The following is a 14977-nucleotide window of genomic DNA, read 5'->3' as shown; positions in this document are numbered from 1 at the left end:
CGGGGCCCCGTGCCCCCGCGTCACCCCCGGGTGAGGGGGGGGCGGGGGGGCCCCCCGCCCGCGGTGCAGCGCCGGTGGACCGGAGACACGTAGAGCGTCTCGCCGTCGAGGCGGACCAGGTTGATCTCGGTGGCCCGGTCGGCGAAGTAGCAGGTGCCCTGCCCCTTCACCTCCATGACCGTCATCCGCTCGCCGGTGAGTCTGCGGGCGACCATGCCGCGCAGCCCGTCCCCGCCGCCGGTCAGTTTCTTGAAGGTCATCTGGCCGGTGTACGCGACCATCGAGCCGTGCCGGGCCTTGACGGCGTCCCCGCCCAACTCGACGGCGAGGACCCTTGATCCCTGGAGTCTGAACTGTGCCACGGCCGCAATCTAGCCGCCGCGGGGGCGGCCGGGCGAGAGGGCCGGGGCGGACCGGTACGGACTCGGGACAATCGTTCGCGTCAGGAGCGTGCGTGCGCCCCGTGGCCGTGGCCCGGGTGCGGGACGGTCCCGGCGGCCTCCTCGACCTCCAGCAGCGAGGCCGAGTGGCGCTCCGCCTCGAAGGCCACCACGCCGCCGCGCAGGCCGAACAGCCGCTTGGAGAGCATGATCCAGAGCACCGCGGCGATGTTCAGCAGCAGGGTGCAGACCTTCACGGCGCTGACGTGCTCGTGCAGCTCGTAGCCCTCCAGCGGGAGGAAGGCGGCGGTGGCGACCACGGTCAGGTACTCGGCCCAGCGCCGGCCCAGCCAGAGGCCGACCGCCTCGACGATCTCGATCAGCGCGTAGGCGATCATCGCGCCCGCGACGACCAGCAGGGTCTTCTTCTGGTAGCCGAAGGTCTTGCGGATGGTCTCGACGATCGGGGCGTGGTCGAGGTCCCAGTGGAAGTGGTCGGTGACCGGCTTGAAGATCGTGAGGTCGTCCTCGAAGATCCGCTGCACGGCCTCCTGGCTGTTGGAGAACTTCCAGACGCCCCAGGCCATCAGGATGATGATCACGCCGCGCAGCACCCGCTCGACGGCCAGGAAGCGCAGGATGAAGAGGTCCCGCAGCGCCTTGCCGCGGGGCACCAGCGGGGCGTCCGCCGCCGGGCCGGAGCCGTGCGGGGCGCCGAGCGCGAAGTCGCCGCAGCGCAGGCAGCGCCAGGCGTCGCCGACGGCGGTGGCGGTGTGCAGCCGGGCGGCCAGCTCGGGCTCGGTCGGCGCGTAGGTGATGTGGCCGCGCTTGGCGCAGGTCCTGCGGTCCCAGTCACGCTTGAACATGTGGTGCTACCCCCGTGGTGCGATGCCGGTGGCGCCCGGTTCCGTTGGGCGCGCGGGCAGCAGGATAGGGGGTACGGGCGACGCCCTGCTGCGGCCGGCGGGGTTCTGGCGCGCGGCTGTGACATCCGGCACGGTGGCCACCCCCGGCCCGGGGCCCGTACGTGTGCTCGGTGATAATGGCCGGAAGGCTTGTGAGTCGCTTCACAAGCGTGCCCACGCCTCCGACCCCCGTATTGAGGTATCCAACGTGAACAGCAGCGCCGTCCACCGCCTGCGCCTGGTCTCCGCCCCCGAGGCGATCTCCTTCGTCCTGCTGCTGATCTGCTCGGTGCTGAAGCGGACCACGTCCTTCGACGCCGTGCCGGTGATGGGCATGGTCCACGGGGTCCTGTTCGTCCTGTACGTGGTCTTCTGGATCCAGGCCTGGCAGGCGCAGAAGTGGGACGTCAAGCGCGGCGCCCTGCTCTTCGTGCTCTCGGTGCTGCCCTTCGGCGGCTTCTTCGCCGAGCGGATGCTCGGCCGCGAGGAGCGCGGCGAGCTGGAGCCCGCCACCGCCTGATCCCGCTCCGGGTGGACGGCCGACAGGCTGCCACGGCCTCCTCTCCCAAAGGGCCGCGGCAGCCTGTCGCCGTTTCTTACCGGGGATGGCTCGTGCGGGGCGCGGTCAGTTGACGTTGACCCCGCTCCAGGCCGCCGCCACCGCCTTGTACTCGGCGCCGTTGGCGCCGTAGAGGTCGGCCGCGGCCTTGAGGCTCGCGGTGCGGGCGGCCTTGTAGTTGGTGGTGGAGGTGAAGTACACGGTCAGCGAGCGGTACCAGATCGCGGCCGCCTTGTCCCGGCCGATGCCGGTGACCTTCGAGCCGTTGGAGGTCGGGCTGTTGTAGTTGTAGCCGTTGATGCTCTTGGCGCCGCTGCCCTCGGAGAGCAGGTAGAAGAAGTGGTTGGCGATGCCGGACGAGTAGTGGACGTCCAGGTTGCCGACGCCGGAGTACCAGGAGTCCGCGGACTTGCCGTCCAGCGAGGGCTTGTCCATGTAGCGCAGCGGCTTGCCGTTGCCGAAGATGTTGATCTTCTCGCCGATCCAGTAGTTCGGCGGGTTCGCCGGCAGGTTGGCGTACCACTCGACCATGGTGCCGAAGATGTCCGAGGTGGCCTCGTTGAGGCCGCCGGACTCGCCGGAGTAGTTGAGGCCGGCGGTGGCGGAGGTGACGCCGTGGGTCATCTCGTGGCCGGAGACGTCGATCGCGGTGAGCGGGTTGGTGTTGCCGTTGCCGTCGCCGTAGGTCATGCAGAAGCAGGAGTCGTTCCAGAACGCGTTGACGTAGTTCGAGCCGTAGTGCACCCGGCTGAGGGCGCCCACGCCGTTGTTCTTGATGCCGTTGCGGCCGAAGGTCTTCTTGTAGAAGTCCCAGGTGGCCGAGGCGCCGAACTGGGCGTCCACGGCGGCCGACTGGCGGTTGGAGGTGAGGCCGTTGCCCCAGGTGTTGCTGGTGGCGGTGAACAGCGAGCCGTTGCCCGAGGTGCCGCCCTTGAGGTCGGTGGTCGACTGGTTGCCCCGGGTGGCGTCCTTGAGCGAGTAGGTCGAACCGCTCTGGGTGGTGGTCAGCGGGACGGTGCCGACGTGGACGCCCTTGCCGCTGCCGGCCGCGGTCTGGACCTCCTCGTGGGTGGAGAGCAGGTCGCCGGTGGCCGCGTCGGTGACCACCTGCTGGCTGCTCGGGGTGCCGTCGGAGCGCTCGCCGCGCACCACCGTGCGGTGGGCCAGCCGCGGGTTGCCGTCGGCGGCCCAGACCACCAGGTCCGTCCGGTCGGTGCCGTCCACCCGGCTGAGCGCGGCCTCGTCGTCGTCGGCGGCCAGGCCGACGGTCGCCCGCACCGCGTCGGTGGCCCGTGCGGCGGCCTGGTCGGCGGACAGGCCGGGGGCCAGGCCGTTCGGCAGGGCGATCCGGCCGTCGAAGGCGCGGTCCACCGAGGCCACCGAGCCGTTCGGGCGCTGGTGGACGACCAGGTCGCCGCCCAGCACCGGCAGGCCGGCGTAGGTGCGCTCGTACCGGAGGTGGCGGGTGCCGTCGGCGTCCACCACGGCGTCCTTGGCGACCAGCCGCTCCTGGGCGCCCAGGGCGAGCGCGCCGGCGAGCGGGGCGCTCTGGCCGGCGGCGATCGCGAGCGGCGCGGACTGCGACAGGTCGGCGGCCTGGGCGGCGGGGAGGGCGGCGATCTGGACGACGCCGGCCAGCAGTGCGGTGGCGGAGAGCACCGCCGGGAGGGTCAACTTTCGCTTCACGTGGGGCAGTTCCTTCCACGGGACCCGCGCGTGCGTGCGGGTGCGCCGCGTACCGGGGCGCCGGGGGTGGCGCCGTTGGGGCGGTAGGGCGCGAACGTGCTGCTCCCGTACGGCCGCTGACGGTCCGTCGGTCGGGTGGGGGCGACGGACCGTCGGGCGGGAGCTTGGTCATAAGCATGACAATCCGTGGCAGGAAAGGACAGGGCGCCTCCCGGGATTGGCCAGGAGTCGCCAGGGGCGGTGCGGATGGTTCGGTTGCCGTCCACTGTCCGGAATCTTCGGTTCGTCCCGGCTGGCGGGACTCCGCCAACCGGGACCGCTTGACGCGCCGCGGGGGCGCGGCGGACCGGCGGCGAGGGGGCGCGGCGGACCGGCGGCGGACATGGACGGACGCCCGGGGCCTGCCCTCCAACGGGGCCCCGGGCGTCCAGCTCACCTTCCGCCGGGCGTCACTTCACGTTGACGGCGGTCCAGGTCGCGGCGACGGCGCTGTACTCGGCGCTGGTGGCGCCGTACAGGTCCGCCGCGGCCTTGAGGGTGCCGGTGCGGGCCGCCGCGTAGTTGGTGGTGGAGGTGAAGTAGGTGGTCAGCGCGCGGTACCAGATCTTCGCCGCCTTGTCCCGGCCGATGCCGGAGAGGCTGGAGCCGTTGTACGTCGGGCTGTTGTAGTTGACGCCGTTGATGGTCTTGGCGCCGCTGCCCTCGGACAGCAGGTAGAAGAAGTGGTTGGCGACGCCCGAGGAGTAGTGGACGTCCTTGTTGCCGACCGTGGAGGACCAGTAGTCCGCCGAGGCGCCGTCCTTGGACGGCTGGTCCATGTAGCGCAGCGGCTTGCCGTCACCGTTGATGTTGATCTGCTCGCCGATGAGGTAGTCCGGCTTGTCGGAGGGCAGGTTGGCGTACCACTCGACCATGGTGCCGAAGATGTCCGAGGTGGCCTCGTTGAGGCCGCCGGACTCACCGGAGTAGTTGAGGCCGGCGGTGGCGGAGGTGACGCCGTGGCTCATCTCGTGGCCGGCCACGTCCAGCGCGGTGAGCGGGTGGGTGTTGCCCGAGCCGTCGCCGTACGTCATGCAGAAGCAGGAGTCGTCCCAGAACGCGTTCACGTAGTTGGAGCCGTAGTGGACCCGGCTGGCGGCGCCGACGCCGTTGTTCTTGATGCCGTTGCGGCCGAAGGTGTTCTTGTAGAAGTCCCAGGTGACCGCGGCGCCGTACTGGGCGTCCACGGCGGCGGACTCCGCGTTGGAGGCCAGGCCGTTGCCGAAGCTGTTGGTGGTGTTGGCGACCAGGGTGCCGGAGCCGGAGGTCTTGCCCTTGAGGGTGTAGGTCGCCTGGCCGCCGCGGGTGGCGTCCTTGAGCTGGTAGGAGCTGCCGCTCTGGGTGGTGGTCAGCGGGACGGTGCCGACGAAGACGCCCTTGCCGGTGCCGGCGGCGGTCTGCACCTCCTCGTGGGTGGACAGCACCTGGCCGCTCGCCGCGTCGGTGACCAGCAGCTGGCGGCTCGGGGTGCCGTCGGCGCGCTCGCCCTCGACCGTGGTGCGGTACGCCAGGCGGGGGCTGCCGTCGGTGGCCCAGACCACCAGCTCGGCCTTGCCGGTCTGGTGCACCGCCGTCAGCGGCGCCTCGTCCTCGTCGACGGTGATGCCGACGGTGGACTGCACGGCGCCGGTGGCCTGGGCGGCCGCCTTGTCCGCGGGGATCTGCGGGGTGAGGCTGGGCAGCGCGAGCTTGGCGCCGACGGCCTTGTCCACGGCGGTGGTGGTGCCGTCCGCCTTCTGGTGCACGACCAGGTCGCCGCCGAGGACGGGGAGCCCGGCGAGGGTGCGCTCGTAGCGGAGGTGGCGGGTGCCGTCGGCGTCCACCACGACGTCCTTGGCCACCAGCTGCTCCTGGCCGCCGAGGGACAGGGCGTGGGCGACCTTGCCGGACTGGCCGTTCGCCTGGGCGAGCAGGGCGGCGAGCTGCTGGGAGCTGCCGGCCTGCGGGGCGGGGTCGGCCTGGGCCGCGCCGGCCTGGACGACACCGGTGAGCAGAGCGGTGGCGGAGAGTACGGCGACTGCGGCGAGCTTTCGCTTCACGGACGAGTCCTTCCGGGAAACCGCGTGTGGGCGCGGTCGCGCCGCGTCCCGGGGGGCCGGGTTCGGCACCTTCGGGGCGGGACGGGCGCTGACGTGCGAGGACCCCGAACGGTCGTGCGGCTGCCACCGGTTGGGTGGGGGTGGTGGCGGTCGAACGGGGTTGGCGGAAAGCATGACAATCGAGCAAATCAAATGACAGGTCTTCCTCATGAATTGGCCAAGTCCCGCCAAGACGAAGGAATGTGAACGGGCGGACAAAGGGGGCGTTCCGCCCCGACTTTCAGCGGGTTCCGGTCCGAACCGAGGCCTGCTAGCGGGGCGTTCGGGCGTTCGATGGTCAACCCCGTTGTGCCGGGCGGCTGTTGCCCGCAGTTCACACCGACGCAATGTCCAGGTATGGACCTGGCCGTCCGATTGGCGGGATCCCGCCACGCGTCGCGCTTGTCCACCATCAGGACGGCTGGTAGCACACGTCCCGTCCGCCGGTACGGTAAGGAGGTGGCCAAGCCCCTCGCACTCGACTTCGACCCGATCGCCCGCGCCGACGAACTGTGGGCCCGCCGCTGGGGCACCGTGCCCTCGATGGCGGCGATCACCTCGATCATGCGCGCCCACCAGATCCTGCTGTCCCGGGTCGACGCGGTGCTCAAGCCGTACGGACTGACCTTCGCCCGGTACGAGGCGCTGGTGCTGCTGACCTTCAGCCGGACCGGCGAGCTCTCGCTCTCCAAGATCGGCGAGCGGCTGATGGTCCACCCGACCAGCGTCACCAACACCGTCGACCGCCTGGAGCGGGCCGGCCTGGTCGCCCGCCGCCCCAACCCGCTGGACGGCCGCGGGGTGCTCGCCGCGATCACCGGGCGCGGCCGCGAGGTGGTCGAGGAGGCCACCCGGGAGCTGATGTCGATGGAGTTCGGGCTGGAGGAGTACGGTCCCGAGCAGTGCCGGCAGGTCTTCGAACTGCTCAAGCCGCTGCGGATCGCGGCGGGCGACTTCGCCGAGCCGGACGAGGGGGCTGCGGAAGGGCGGCCGTGAGGGCGGCTACCCTCGTGGGAGCGGTGCGCGGATCCGGGCGTACCGGCCGAAAAAGCCGAGCGAGGCGAGGAAGAGTATGAAGGCGACCCCCCTGCTGGGCTGGTACCGCGGCCTGGCCATTGCGACCGGTGTGGCACTCCTGGTGTTCTGCGGCTTCATGGTCGCGAAGTACGGGTTCAGCACCGCCGAGGACCTGACCACCTACGTCGCGATGCTGCACGGCTACCTGTACATCGGGTACTTCGTGGTGACCTTCCTACTCGGGCAGAAGCTCAAGTGGCCGCTCGGCCGCCTGGTGCTGACCCTGGCGGCGGGCTGCATCCCGTTCCTCTCCTTCGTCTTCGAGCGCCGGGTGGCCCGCGAGGCCGCCGAGCAGCTGCCGGCGGGCGGCGCCCGTCAGCCGGCCGGCGTCTGAGCCGCCCGCGCCACGAGCACGCGCCACGAGCACGCGCCACGAGGGCGCCCCTTCCCCGAGCGGGGGAGGGGCGCCCTCGGCGCATCCGGGTCCGACCGGGCCGGGTCGTTCCCGGCCGCTGCCGTTTCCGCGGGCGGGGCTCCATCGACAAGTACTAGGACGTCCGAGTAAATTAGTAGGACGTCCTAATAGCTGTGCCGCCCGGTGCCGTGGCGGCCGTACGGAGCGGAGTTCGGCCCATGGACGCCGAGGAGATCGAGCGCGGACGGCAGCGCTGGCAGCAGCGGTACGACAAGGCCCGCAAGCGCGACGCGGACTTCACCACCCTCTCCGGCGACGAGGTCGAGCCGGTCTACGGCCCGGCGCCCGGGCAGCCCGTCGAGGGCTTCGAGCGGATCGGCTGGCCCGGTGAGTACCCGTTCACCCGCGGCCTGCACCCCACCGGCTACCGCGGCCGCACCTGGACCATCCGGCAGTTCGCCGGCTTCGGCAACGCCCAGCAGACCAACGAGCGCTACCGGATGATCCTGGACGCGGGCGGCGGCGGCCTCTCGGTCGCCTTCGACATGCCCACCCTGATGGGGTACGACTCGGACGACCCCAAGTCGCTCGGCGAGGTCGGCCACTGCGGCGTCGCCATCGACACGGCCGCCGACATGGAGGTGCTGTTCGCCGGCATCCCGCTCGGCGAGGTCACCACCTCGATGACGATCAGCGGCCCGGCCGTCCCGATCTTCTGCATGTACCTGGTCGCCGCCGAGCGCCAGGGCGTGGACCCGGCGGTGCTCAACGGCACCCTGCAGACCGACATCTTCAAGGAGTACATCGCCCAGAAGGAGTGGCTGTTCGCCCCCGAGCCGCACCTGCGCCTGATCGGCGACCTGATGGAGCACTGCGCCCGGGGCATCCCGGCGTACAAGCCGCTCTCCGTCTCGGGCTACCACATCCGCGAGGCCGGGGCGACGGCCGCGCAGGAGCTGGCGTACACCCTCGCGGACGGCTTCGCCTACGTCGAACTGGGCCTGTCCCGCGGCCTGGACGTGGACGTCTTCGCGCCCGGCCTGTCCTTCTTCTTCGACGCCCACCTGGACTTCTTCGAGGAGATCGCCAAGTTCCGCGCCGCGCGCCGGATCTGGGCCCGCTGGATGCGCGACCGCTTCGGCGCGAAGACCGACAAGGCGCAGTGGCTGCGCTTCCACACCCAGACCGCCGGCGTCTCGCTCACCGCGCAGCAGCCGTACAACAACGTGGTGCGCACCGCGGTCGAGGCGCTCTCCGCGGTGCTCGGCGGCACCAACTCGCTGCACACCAACGCGCTGGACGAGACCCTGGCGCTGCCCTCCGAGCAGGCCGCCGAGATCGCGCTGCGCACCCAGCAGGTGCTGATGGAGGAGACCGGCGTCACCAACGTGGCCGACCCACTGGGCGGTTCCTGGTACGTCGAGGCGCTGACCGACCGGATCGAGCAGCAGGCCGAGGCGATCTTCCGGCGGATCCTGGACAAGGGCCGGGAGGACCACGAGATCGGCCCGATCACCTCCGGCATCCTGCGCGGCATCGAGGAGGGCTGGTTCACCGGCGAGATCGCCGAGGCGGCCTTCCAGTACCAGCAGTCGGTGGAGAAGGGGGACAAGCGCGTGGTCGGCGTCAACTGCCACCCGCGCAGCGTCACCCCCGACCTGGAGATCCTGCGGGTCAGCCACGAGGTCGAGCGCGAGCAGGTGCGGGTGCTGGGCGAGCGCAAGGCGGCCCGGGACGAGGCGGCGGTGCGGGCCGGGCTGGACGCCATGCTGGCGGCGGCCCGCTCGGGCGAGTCGATGATCCCGCCGATGCTGGACGCGGTGCGCGCCGAGGCGACCCTGGGCGAGATCTGCAACGCGCTGCGGCAGGAGTGGGGGACGTACCAGGAGAACGCGGCCTTCTGACCCGCTGAGCACCCGAGCCGCCGTACGGAGGTCCGTACGGCGGCTCCGGCGTGCCGTCAGCCGATGATCAGCGGTCCGAGCAGCAGGTCGATGAAGCGGCGGGTCCACGCGGGGGTGATCGGCTCGCCGCTGACCAGCACGCGGTGCTCGACGGTGCCGGCGATGGTGTCGAAGATGATGTCGACCTCCTCGCAGGCCGAGGCGGTGTCGGTGTCCGCCTCCAGTTCGCCGCGCGCCTGGGCGGCCGCCCGGCCCTGCCGGACCAGCCGCTTCTGCGGGTCCACGATGGCCTCCCGGATCCGGCGGCGCAGCTGGGGGTCCCGGGTGCCCTCGGCGAACAGGGCGAGCAGCGCGGCCTGGGTCTCCGGGCGGGCCAGCAGGTCGGCGAACTGGCCGACCACGGCCTCGATGTCGGCCCGCAGGCTGCCGAGGTCGGGCATCACCAGCTCGTCGAAGAGGCTGGCGACGGCGTCGACCACCAGCTCGTTCTTGGAGGGCCAGCGCCGGTAGAGCGTGGTCTTGGCGACCCCGGCCCGGCTCGCGACGTGGCCCATGGTCAGTCCGCCCCAGCCGAGTTCGGCGAGGGCCTCGCGGGTGGCGTCGAGGATCGCGAGGTCGGCGGCGGCGCTGCGCGGGCGGCCCTTGGCCCGGACGGCGCCCTCCCGGGCGGTGCCCTCCCGAGCGGAGCCGTCCCGGACGGTGTCGTCCGGTCTCACGGAGGGCTGGGCGGCCGGCACCGGGCCTCCTTGCGATCTACTGGTAAGTAACCTGGGTGGGGCTGGTAACGGTAGCGACTGTTCGCCGATTCGGGCAGCCGGGCGGACCGTGAAAGTGGGGCAGCTCACGTCCCCGAACCGCCGGTGGGGCTTGCGGCCGGGGCACCGGCTCCAGTTACGCTACGACCTGTAGCGAAAGCAGTGACAACCAGGCGCCGATCCCGTGGGACGGGGCGGCGCGGGTGCGGGTGGGGATCCGCGCCGAACGGTTCAGGCTACCGGGGGAAGGGCGCACCGACCGGGAACCCGCACCGCGCAGCCCGCGCGGGGCGACTTTCCGGAGGTTGGTGCCCGCGAGCAGTACGGACGGGGGAGGATGGTGCCATGCAGCCACGGAATTCGCGTCTCAACAGCTCCTCCCTGCGCGGTGCGGTCGACCTCGCCGCGGTGAAGGCGGCCGGTGAGGCCGCCCAGAAGGCCGAGCAGGCCCGGGCCGAGCGGGCCCGTCAGGCGGCCGCCGCCGAAGCGGACGGAGTCGCCGCCCCCCAGCCCGCCTACCCGCTCGTCATCGACGTCACCGAGGACACCTTCGAGACCGAGGTCGTCCAGCGCTCCGCCGAGGTGCCGGTCGTCATCGACTTCTGGGCCGAGTGGTGCGGGCCCTGCAAGCAGCTCAGCCCGATCCTGGAGGGCCTGGCCGAGGAGTACGCCGGCCGCTTCGTGCTCGCCAAGATCGACGTGGACGCCAACCAGCTGATCGCCCAGCAGTTCGGCATCCAGGGCATCCCGGCCGTGATGGCCGTGGTGGCCGGTCAGCTGGTGCCGCTGTTCCAGGGCGCGGAGAGCGCCGCCAACGTCCGCAAGGTGCTGGACCAGCTGATCCTGGTCGCCGAGCAGCGCTTCGGCATCTCCGGCGGCGCGGTCGTCCCGGGCGAGGCCGACGACGCCGCGGTGCAGCGGCCGGAGGACCCGGCGCTGGCCGCCGCGCACGACGCGCTGGACGCCGGCGACCTGAGCGGCGCCGTCCAGGCGTACCGGAACGTGCTGGTCGACCAGCCGGGTAACACCGAGGCCAAGCTGGGCCTGGCGCAGGCCGAGCTGCTCCACCGGGTCGAGGGCCTGGACCTCCAGTCGGTCCGGGCGGCCGCCGCCGCCGACCCGAAGGACGTCGCCGTCCAGCTGCAGGCCGCTGACCTGGACCTGGTGGGCGGTCACGTCGAGGACGCCTTCGGGCGCCTGGTGGACACCGTCGGCCGGACCTTCGGCGAGGACCGGGACACCGCCCGGCTGCGCCTGCTGGAGCTGTTCGAGGTGATCGGCCCGGAGGACCCGCGGGTGGTCGTGGCCCGTGCGGCGCTGGCCCGCGTGCTGTTCTGAGCCGCGTGCTGTTCTGAGCCCGCCGTTCCGAGCCGCTCCCGCGGCGGCCCGGCCCCGGTGCTGGCACCGGGTGCCTGGCACCTCGGATGACCTGCGGTGTCGCCTGGTGATTTGGCGACAATCCGGTCAACCGGACAGAGGTTTACCAAATCTTGATTTCACCCGTGGGTGGTCACTTTCCGTGACCACCCACGGGTGTTTCGTTCCTGTTTCCGGCAGATTTCGCCGTCACGTTTCCTTCAACACGTCACGCACGGTGCAACTCGGGTCAATTCCATGATCAATGCCACCTGGTGTTGCATTACCCGTCAGTAAGGCACCCCTTGTGCTTCGCCCGGGATTCAAGCACGATCGGCCACGCCCGGTCCCAGACTCCACACCCGCCGACAGCCCGTCGGCCACGCGGAGCGCGGGATCCCCACCGGGTGATCCGCCGGCTCCGGTCGGCGGTAGGGAGGGCAGGGGGGTATCCGCGGTCCCACGGCGGTTCCTGTCCTCGACCGGCCGCGCGGCCCTGCGCGGTCGCTGGTTGTCGCTCGGGGGTGATCGCCGATGTCGTCGGTCCGACCCGTCGTCCCGCAAGGACGGCCGGTTTCGGGACGGGAGTGCCGCAGTACGCAGGCCCCTCCCGCGTCCGACGACGCCCAAGGCGCTCTCCGCTACCGAGGACGTAGCTCTCTCCCATCCCAGGCTCCCACCGGCGCGGGACGCGCCGCCGGGAAGCCGGAGATGTACGTCCTAGAAGGAGGACTCGCATGTCCAAGACCTACGGCAAGACCCGCTGGAAGCGCTTCGCCCTGGTGATGGTGCCGAGCGTCGCGGCCACCGCGATGGTCGGCGTCTCGATCGCCAACAGTGCGCTCGCCGCCTCGTTCAGCATTTCCGGCCAGCAGTTCAAGGTCAGCACCGACCAGCTGCACGGCACCAACTTCTCCCAGTTCGGCTCGGTCGACATCGAGGCGAACGGCAAGCCCCACCCGGTCGCGGTCTCGGCCTTCGACCACGCCGACATCACCAACCTGTGCCAGTCGGTGGTGACGGACCTGTCCGGCTTCGGGCTGGGCAAGATCACCCTCCAGCTGCACGCCGGTACCGAGGCGGGCAAGCCGGTCCAGGCCGACAACCTGCTGATCGACCTGGAGCAGCTGAAGGCGGACGCGACCTTCACCCAGATGAACATCGGCCAGGACGCCTCCACCCTCTCGGGTACGGCCACCCAGGGCTGGGCCCCGCACGCGGGTGTCACCAAGGCGGGCGGCGGCGCCGGCCTGCCGACCGGCGCGACCGGCTTCGCCCAGTCCGCCAAGACCGCCGACCTGAGCGGCGTCCAGCAGACCGCGCGGGCCACCTCGGCCGGCACGTTCAAGCTGAACGGCCTCAACCTCGCGCTCAAGAGCGGTGACGGCGCCGGCAACGAGTGCTTCTGAGCCACGTCTGACGGCACGCCGACCGGCGTGCCCGGATGACTGGGCAACCCGGGGCCGGGGGCGGCGGGCGACCGCCACCCCCGGCACCCACCTTTTTCGTTCTTCCCTCGTAGCGACGTCGAGGAGCTGCACCATGTCCAGCGCAACGGTCGAGACGCGGCCCCGTCAGCAGAACCCCGTCGGGTGGCTCTGGCGGCACTTCCGTGAATTCCGCCGCTCCAGGCCCTTCTGGGGCGGCCTGCTGGCCATGATCGCCGGCGTCCCGATCCTCTACTTCCCGTACGCCCACCTCACCTTCGGCGGGCTGACCATCGCGATGTCCACCACGGCCGGTGCCGGGTCGCTGATCATCGGGGTACTGATGATCATCCTCGGGCTGACCGCCTGGTTCCAGCCCGCCGTCCGGGTCTTCGCGGGCATCGCGACCATCCTGCTGACGCTGGTCTCGATCCCGGTCTCCAACCTCGCGGGCTTCGGCCTCGCCCTGCTGCCCGGTCTGATCGGCGGCGGACTGATGGTCTCCTGGGCGCCGCTGCCGGAGCCGTCCACCGCGCCGGCCAAGGGGCGGCGCGCACGGCGCGGTCGGCCGGCGGACGGTGCGGTGGCGGAGAGCGTCGCCACCGAGAGCGCCGCTGCCGAGGCCACCACCGCCGAGGCCACCACCGCCGAGGCTGCCACCGCTGAGGTCGCCACCGCTGAGGTCGCCACCGAGACCGCCGCCGTCGAGGCGCCCACCGCGAAGCTGCCCGCCCAGGGCGGGCCCGTGGAGCAGGCGGCCGAGCCCGCGGCCGAGCCCGCCGCAGAGGCCGCCGCCGAGGCCGCCGTTCCGAAGCAGGGCACCGCCGGGGAGCAGGAGGGGGCGCGGTGACCGGGCCGGCCGAGCAAGCAGAGGGCACGGCCGTCCCCGCGCAGCGCTCCGGCCGGCACGCCGCGCCGCGCACGCCGGTCCGGGTCCGGCTGAGAGGCCGCGCCCTGGCGATGGCCGCGGTGCCGACCGCGCTGCTGATGGCGGCCGCCTACACGCCCAACCCGGCGGTCGCCGAGTCCGCCGCGGGCAAGCCGTGCGGCAACGCGCCGGTGGCCGTGCCGGACGTGGCGCCGGTCGAGGAGACGCCCGTCCCCAAGAGCGAGCTGCCCGAGCCGCCGCCCGCGCCGACCGGTACGCCGGGGGCGACCGGGAGCCCGACGACGACGCCCTCGTCCGGCCCGAGCTCGCTGCCGACCACCACGCCGACCACCGCGCCGACCCAGATACCGACCACGGCGCCGACCACTGCGCCGGTGAAGCCCCCGCCGGCGACGGCGGCCACCCAGTCGGCCGTCCGCTCCGCCACCACCGGCGGCTCCGGCGCGGTCAGCGCCGTCTACCCGGGCACCGGGAGCGGCACGGCCACCGCGAGCCGGGCCGGGCTGATCGACGACCTCGTCGGCGGCATCAACCACCTGCTGAACCCGGGCGGTTCGGCCACTCCTTCGCCGAGCGCGACACCGAGTGCCACCCCCCAGGGCCCGGCCGCCCCCGCCCCGCGGGTCGGCACCCCGGCGCAGCCCGCCCAGCCGCAGGCCCCGGCCGCCGGCACCCAGCAGGCCGCGCCGCCCGCAGCACAGTCCCCGGACGGGAAGTCCGCCGCCGACCAGCCCTCGGGCGGGCAGCCCTCGCCGGCCGCCACCGCCTCGGGCGCCAAGGCGGGCGGCAGGGCGAGTGGCAAGGCGGCTCCGTCCACGACCCCGTCGGCGGGCTCCTCGGCCGCCGCCACCCCGTCCGGCTCGCCCACCGCGAACCCCAACTGCGACGTGGACGCCCGGAACCTGACCGCCGGTGCGGCCACCGCCGAGCACGTCGTCCCGGAGCAGAACTGGACGCTGCAGACCAGCCGCCTCGGCCTGCACGGCGCGGCCTTCCACGGCGTCTACGACGTGAAGACCCCGACCGGCACCAAGCGGGTGCTGAAGTTCGTGGTCGACAGCGTCGACATCGAGAACCTCGACATGTCGACCCTGGAGGGCAACGGCGTCACCTTCCACGTCCAGAGCGCCCCGGGTTCGACCTCGACCATGCGCAACGGCCCGGTCACCATGTACGTGGAGCGGCTGTCCGGCCACCTGTCCAAGCTGCTCGGCCTGCCGATCCCGATCGACCTGGGCGAGATCACCCTCACCCCGGACACCCTGCCGCGCTGGCTGTACGACCTGATCGGCGCCATCCCGATCCCGCTGGACATCGAGCTGACCGGGGTGACGGCCAAGCAGGCCGGCCAGTTCGGCGGCACCCTGCACATCCCGGGGATGCACCTGTTCAACGACGACGCGCCCTACAGCGACAAGTGACCGCCGAGCGGCGGACGCACGGCGCCGGGTAGCGGACGCGAAAACGCCGGGGGGGGGGGCGCCCCGCGCAGGGGGCGCGGGGCCCCCCCCGCGGGGGGGTTCCCGGGCGGGCAGCGCCGCCGGGCCCCCCCCCGGGGCCGCGGGCC

Annotated in this window: 12 protein-coding genes and 1 pseudogene; 8 read left to right on the top strand and 5 right to left on the bottom strand. The window is 72.3% G+C overall.

Translation table 11 applies throughout. The features are described from left to right. Positions 1 to 76: 76 nt before the first annotated feature. Both ACFWXO_RS03915 and ACFWXO_RS03910 read right to left on the bottom strand, forming a co-directional pair. A pseudogene (locus ACFWXO_RS03915) lies at positions 77 to 362 on the bottom strand (AIM24 family protein); the annotation flags it as partial. 80 nt (positions 363 to 442) lie between these two features. Then, complete coding sequence (locus ACFWXO_RS03910) at positions 443 to 1246, bottom strand: DUF2127 domain-containing protein (protein WP_380396790.1); 804 nt, start codon at positions 1244 to 1246, stop codon at positions 443 to 445. A gap of 247 nt (positions 1247 to 1493) precedes the next feature. On the opposite strand from ACFWXO_RS03910, the gene ACFWXO_RS03905 reads away from it, so the two are divergent. Then, positions 1494 to 1805: a DUF3817 domain-containing protein gene (locus ACFWXO_RS03905; RefSeq protein ID WP_375891485.1), complete on the top strand. Its 312-nt coding sequence runs from the start codon at positions 1494 to 1496 to the stop codon at positions 1803 to 1805. 105 nt (positions 1806 to 1910) lie between these two features. On the opposite strand, the gene ACFWXO_RS03900 is transcribed toward ACFWXO_RS03905, so the two are convergent. Together ACFWXO_RS03900 and ACFWXO_RS03895 are read right to left on the bottom strand one after the other, a co-directional pair. Beyond that, on the bottom strand, positions 1911 to 3530 hold the full coding sequence (locus ACFWXO_RS03900) for a M4 family metallopeptidase (RefSeq protein WP_380521979.1): 1620 nt from the start codon (positions 3528 to 3530) through the stop codon (positions 1911 to 1913). Between the two features lie 449 nt (positions 3531 to 3979). Beyond that, positions 3980 to 5608 (bottom strand): M4 family metallopeptidase, encoded by a 1629-nt coding sequence (locus tag ACFWXO_RS03895; RefSeq protein ID WP_380521977.1) that lies wholly within the window; start codon positions 5606 to 5608, stop codon positions 3980 to 3982. Positions 5609 to 6106: 498 nt separating this feature from the next. Here ACFWXO_RS03895 and ACFWXO_RS03890 point away from each other — a divergent pair, with 498 nt between their 5' ends. From ACFWXO_RS03890 to ACFWXO_RS03880, 3 genes are all read left to right on the top strand, one after another. Further along, entirely contained in the window at positions 6107 to 6643 is a 537-nt protein-coding gene (locus ACFWXO_RS03890; protein WP_375891488.1) for a MarR family winged helix-turn-helix transcriptional regulator, read from the top strand. A gap of 76 nt (positions 6644 to 6719) precedes the next feature. Beyond that, entirely contained in the window at positions 6720 to 7058 is a 339-nt protein-coding gene (locus ACFWXO_RS03885) for a DUF3817 domain-containing protein (RefSeq protein ID WP_375891489.1), read from the top strand. Between the two features lie 239 nt (positions 7059 to 7297). Beyond that, on the top strand, positions 7298 to 8983 hold the full coding sequence (locus tag ACFWXO_RS03880) for a methylmalonyl-CoA mutase (RefSeq protein WP_375891490.1): 1686 nt from the start codon (positions 7298 to 7300) through the stop codon (positions 8981 to 8983). A gap of 56 nt (positions 8984 to 9039) precedes the next feature. On the opposite strand, the gene ACFWXO_RS03875 is transcribed toward ACFWXO_RS03880, so the two are convergent. Further along, positions 9040 to 9591 (bottom strand): TetR/AcrR family transcriptional regulator, encoded by a 552-nt coding sequence (locus ACFWXO_RS03875; protein WP_380522065.1) that lies wholly within the window; start codon positions 9589 to 9591, stop codon positions 9040 to 9042. Between the two features lie 492 nt (positions 9592 to 10083). Here ACFWXO_RS03875 and ACFWXO_RS03870 point away from each other — a divergent pair, with 492 nt between their 5' ends. The 4 genes from ACFWXO_RS03870 to ACFWXO_RS03855 all read left to right on the top strand — a co-directional run bounded on the left by ACFWXO_RS03870 (position 10084) and on the right by ACFWXO_RS03855 (position 14831). Then, on the top strand, positions 10084 to 11076 hold the full coding sequence (locus ACFWXO_RS03870; RefSeq protein ID WP_375891491.1) for a tetratricopeptide repeat protein: 993 nt from the start codon (positions 10084 to 10086) through the stop codon (positions 11074 to 11076). Between the two features lie 755 nt (positions 11077 to 11831). Continuing rightward, positions 11832 to 12503: a DUF6230 family protein gene (locus tag ACFWXO_RS03865; protein WP_375891492.1), complete on the top strand. Its 672-nt coding sequence runs from the start codon at positions 11832 to 11834 to the stop codon at positions 12501 to 12503. Between the two features lie 133 nt (positions 12504 to 12636). Next, entirely contained in the window at positions 12637 to 13371 is a 735-nt protein-coding gene (locus ACFWXO_RS03860; protein WP_380521973.1) for a DUF6114 domain-containing protein, read from the top strand. After that, on the top strand, positions 13368 to 14831 hold the full coding sequence (locus ACFWXO_RS03855; protein WP_380521971.1) for a hypothetical protein: 1464 nt from the start codon (positions 13368 to 13370) through the stop codon (positions 14829 to 14831). Before ACFWXO_RS03860 ends, ACFWXO_RS03855 begins: the two co-directional genes overlap by 4 nt. The last annotated feature ends 146 nt before the right edge of the window (positions 14832 to 14977 follow it).

This window comes from Kitasatospora sp. NPDC059088 (assembly GCF_042738155.1).
Lineage (GTDB): Bacteria > Actinomycetota > Actinomycetes > Streptomycetales > Streptomycetaceae > Kitasatospora.
The sequence above is the reverse complement of the archived record's forward strand: the minus strand, read 5'-3'. Positions and strand labels throughout refer to the sequence as shown.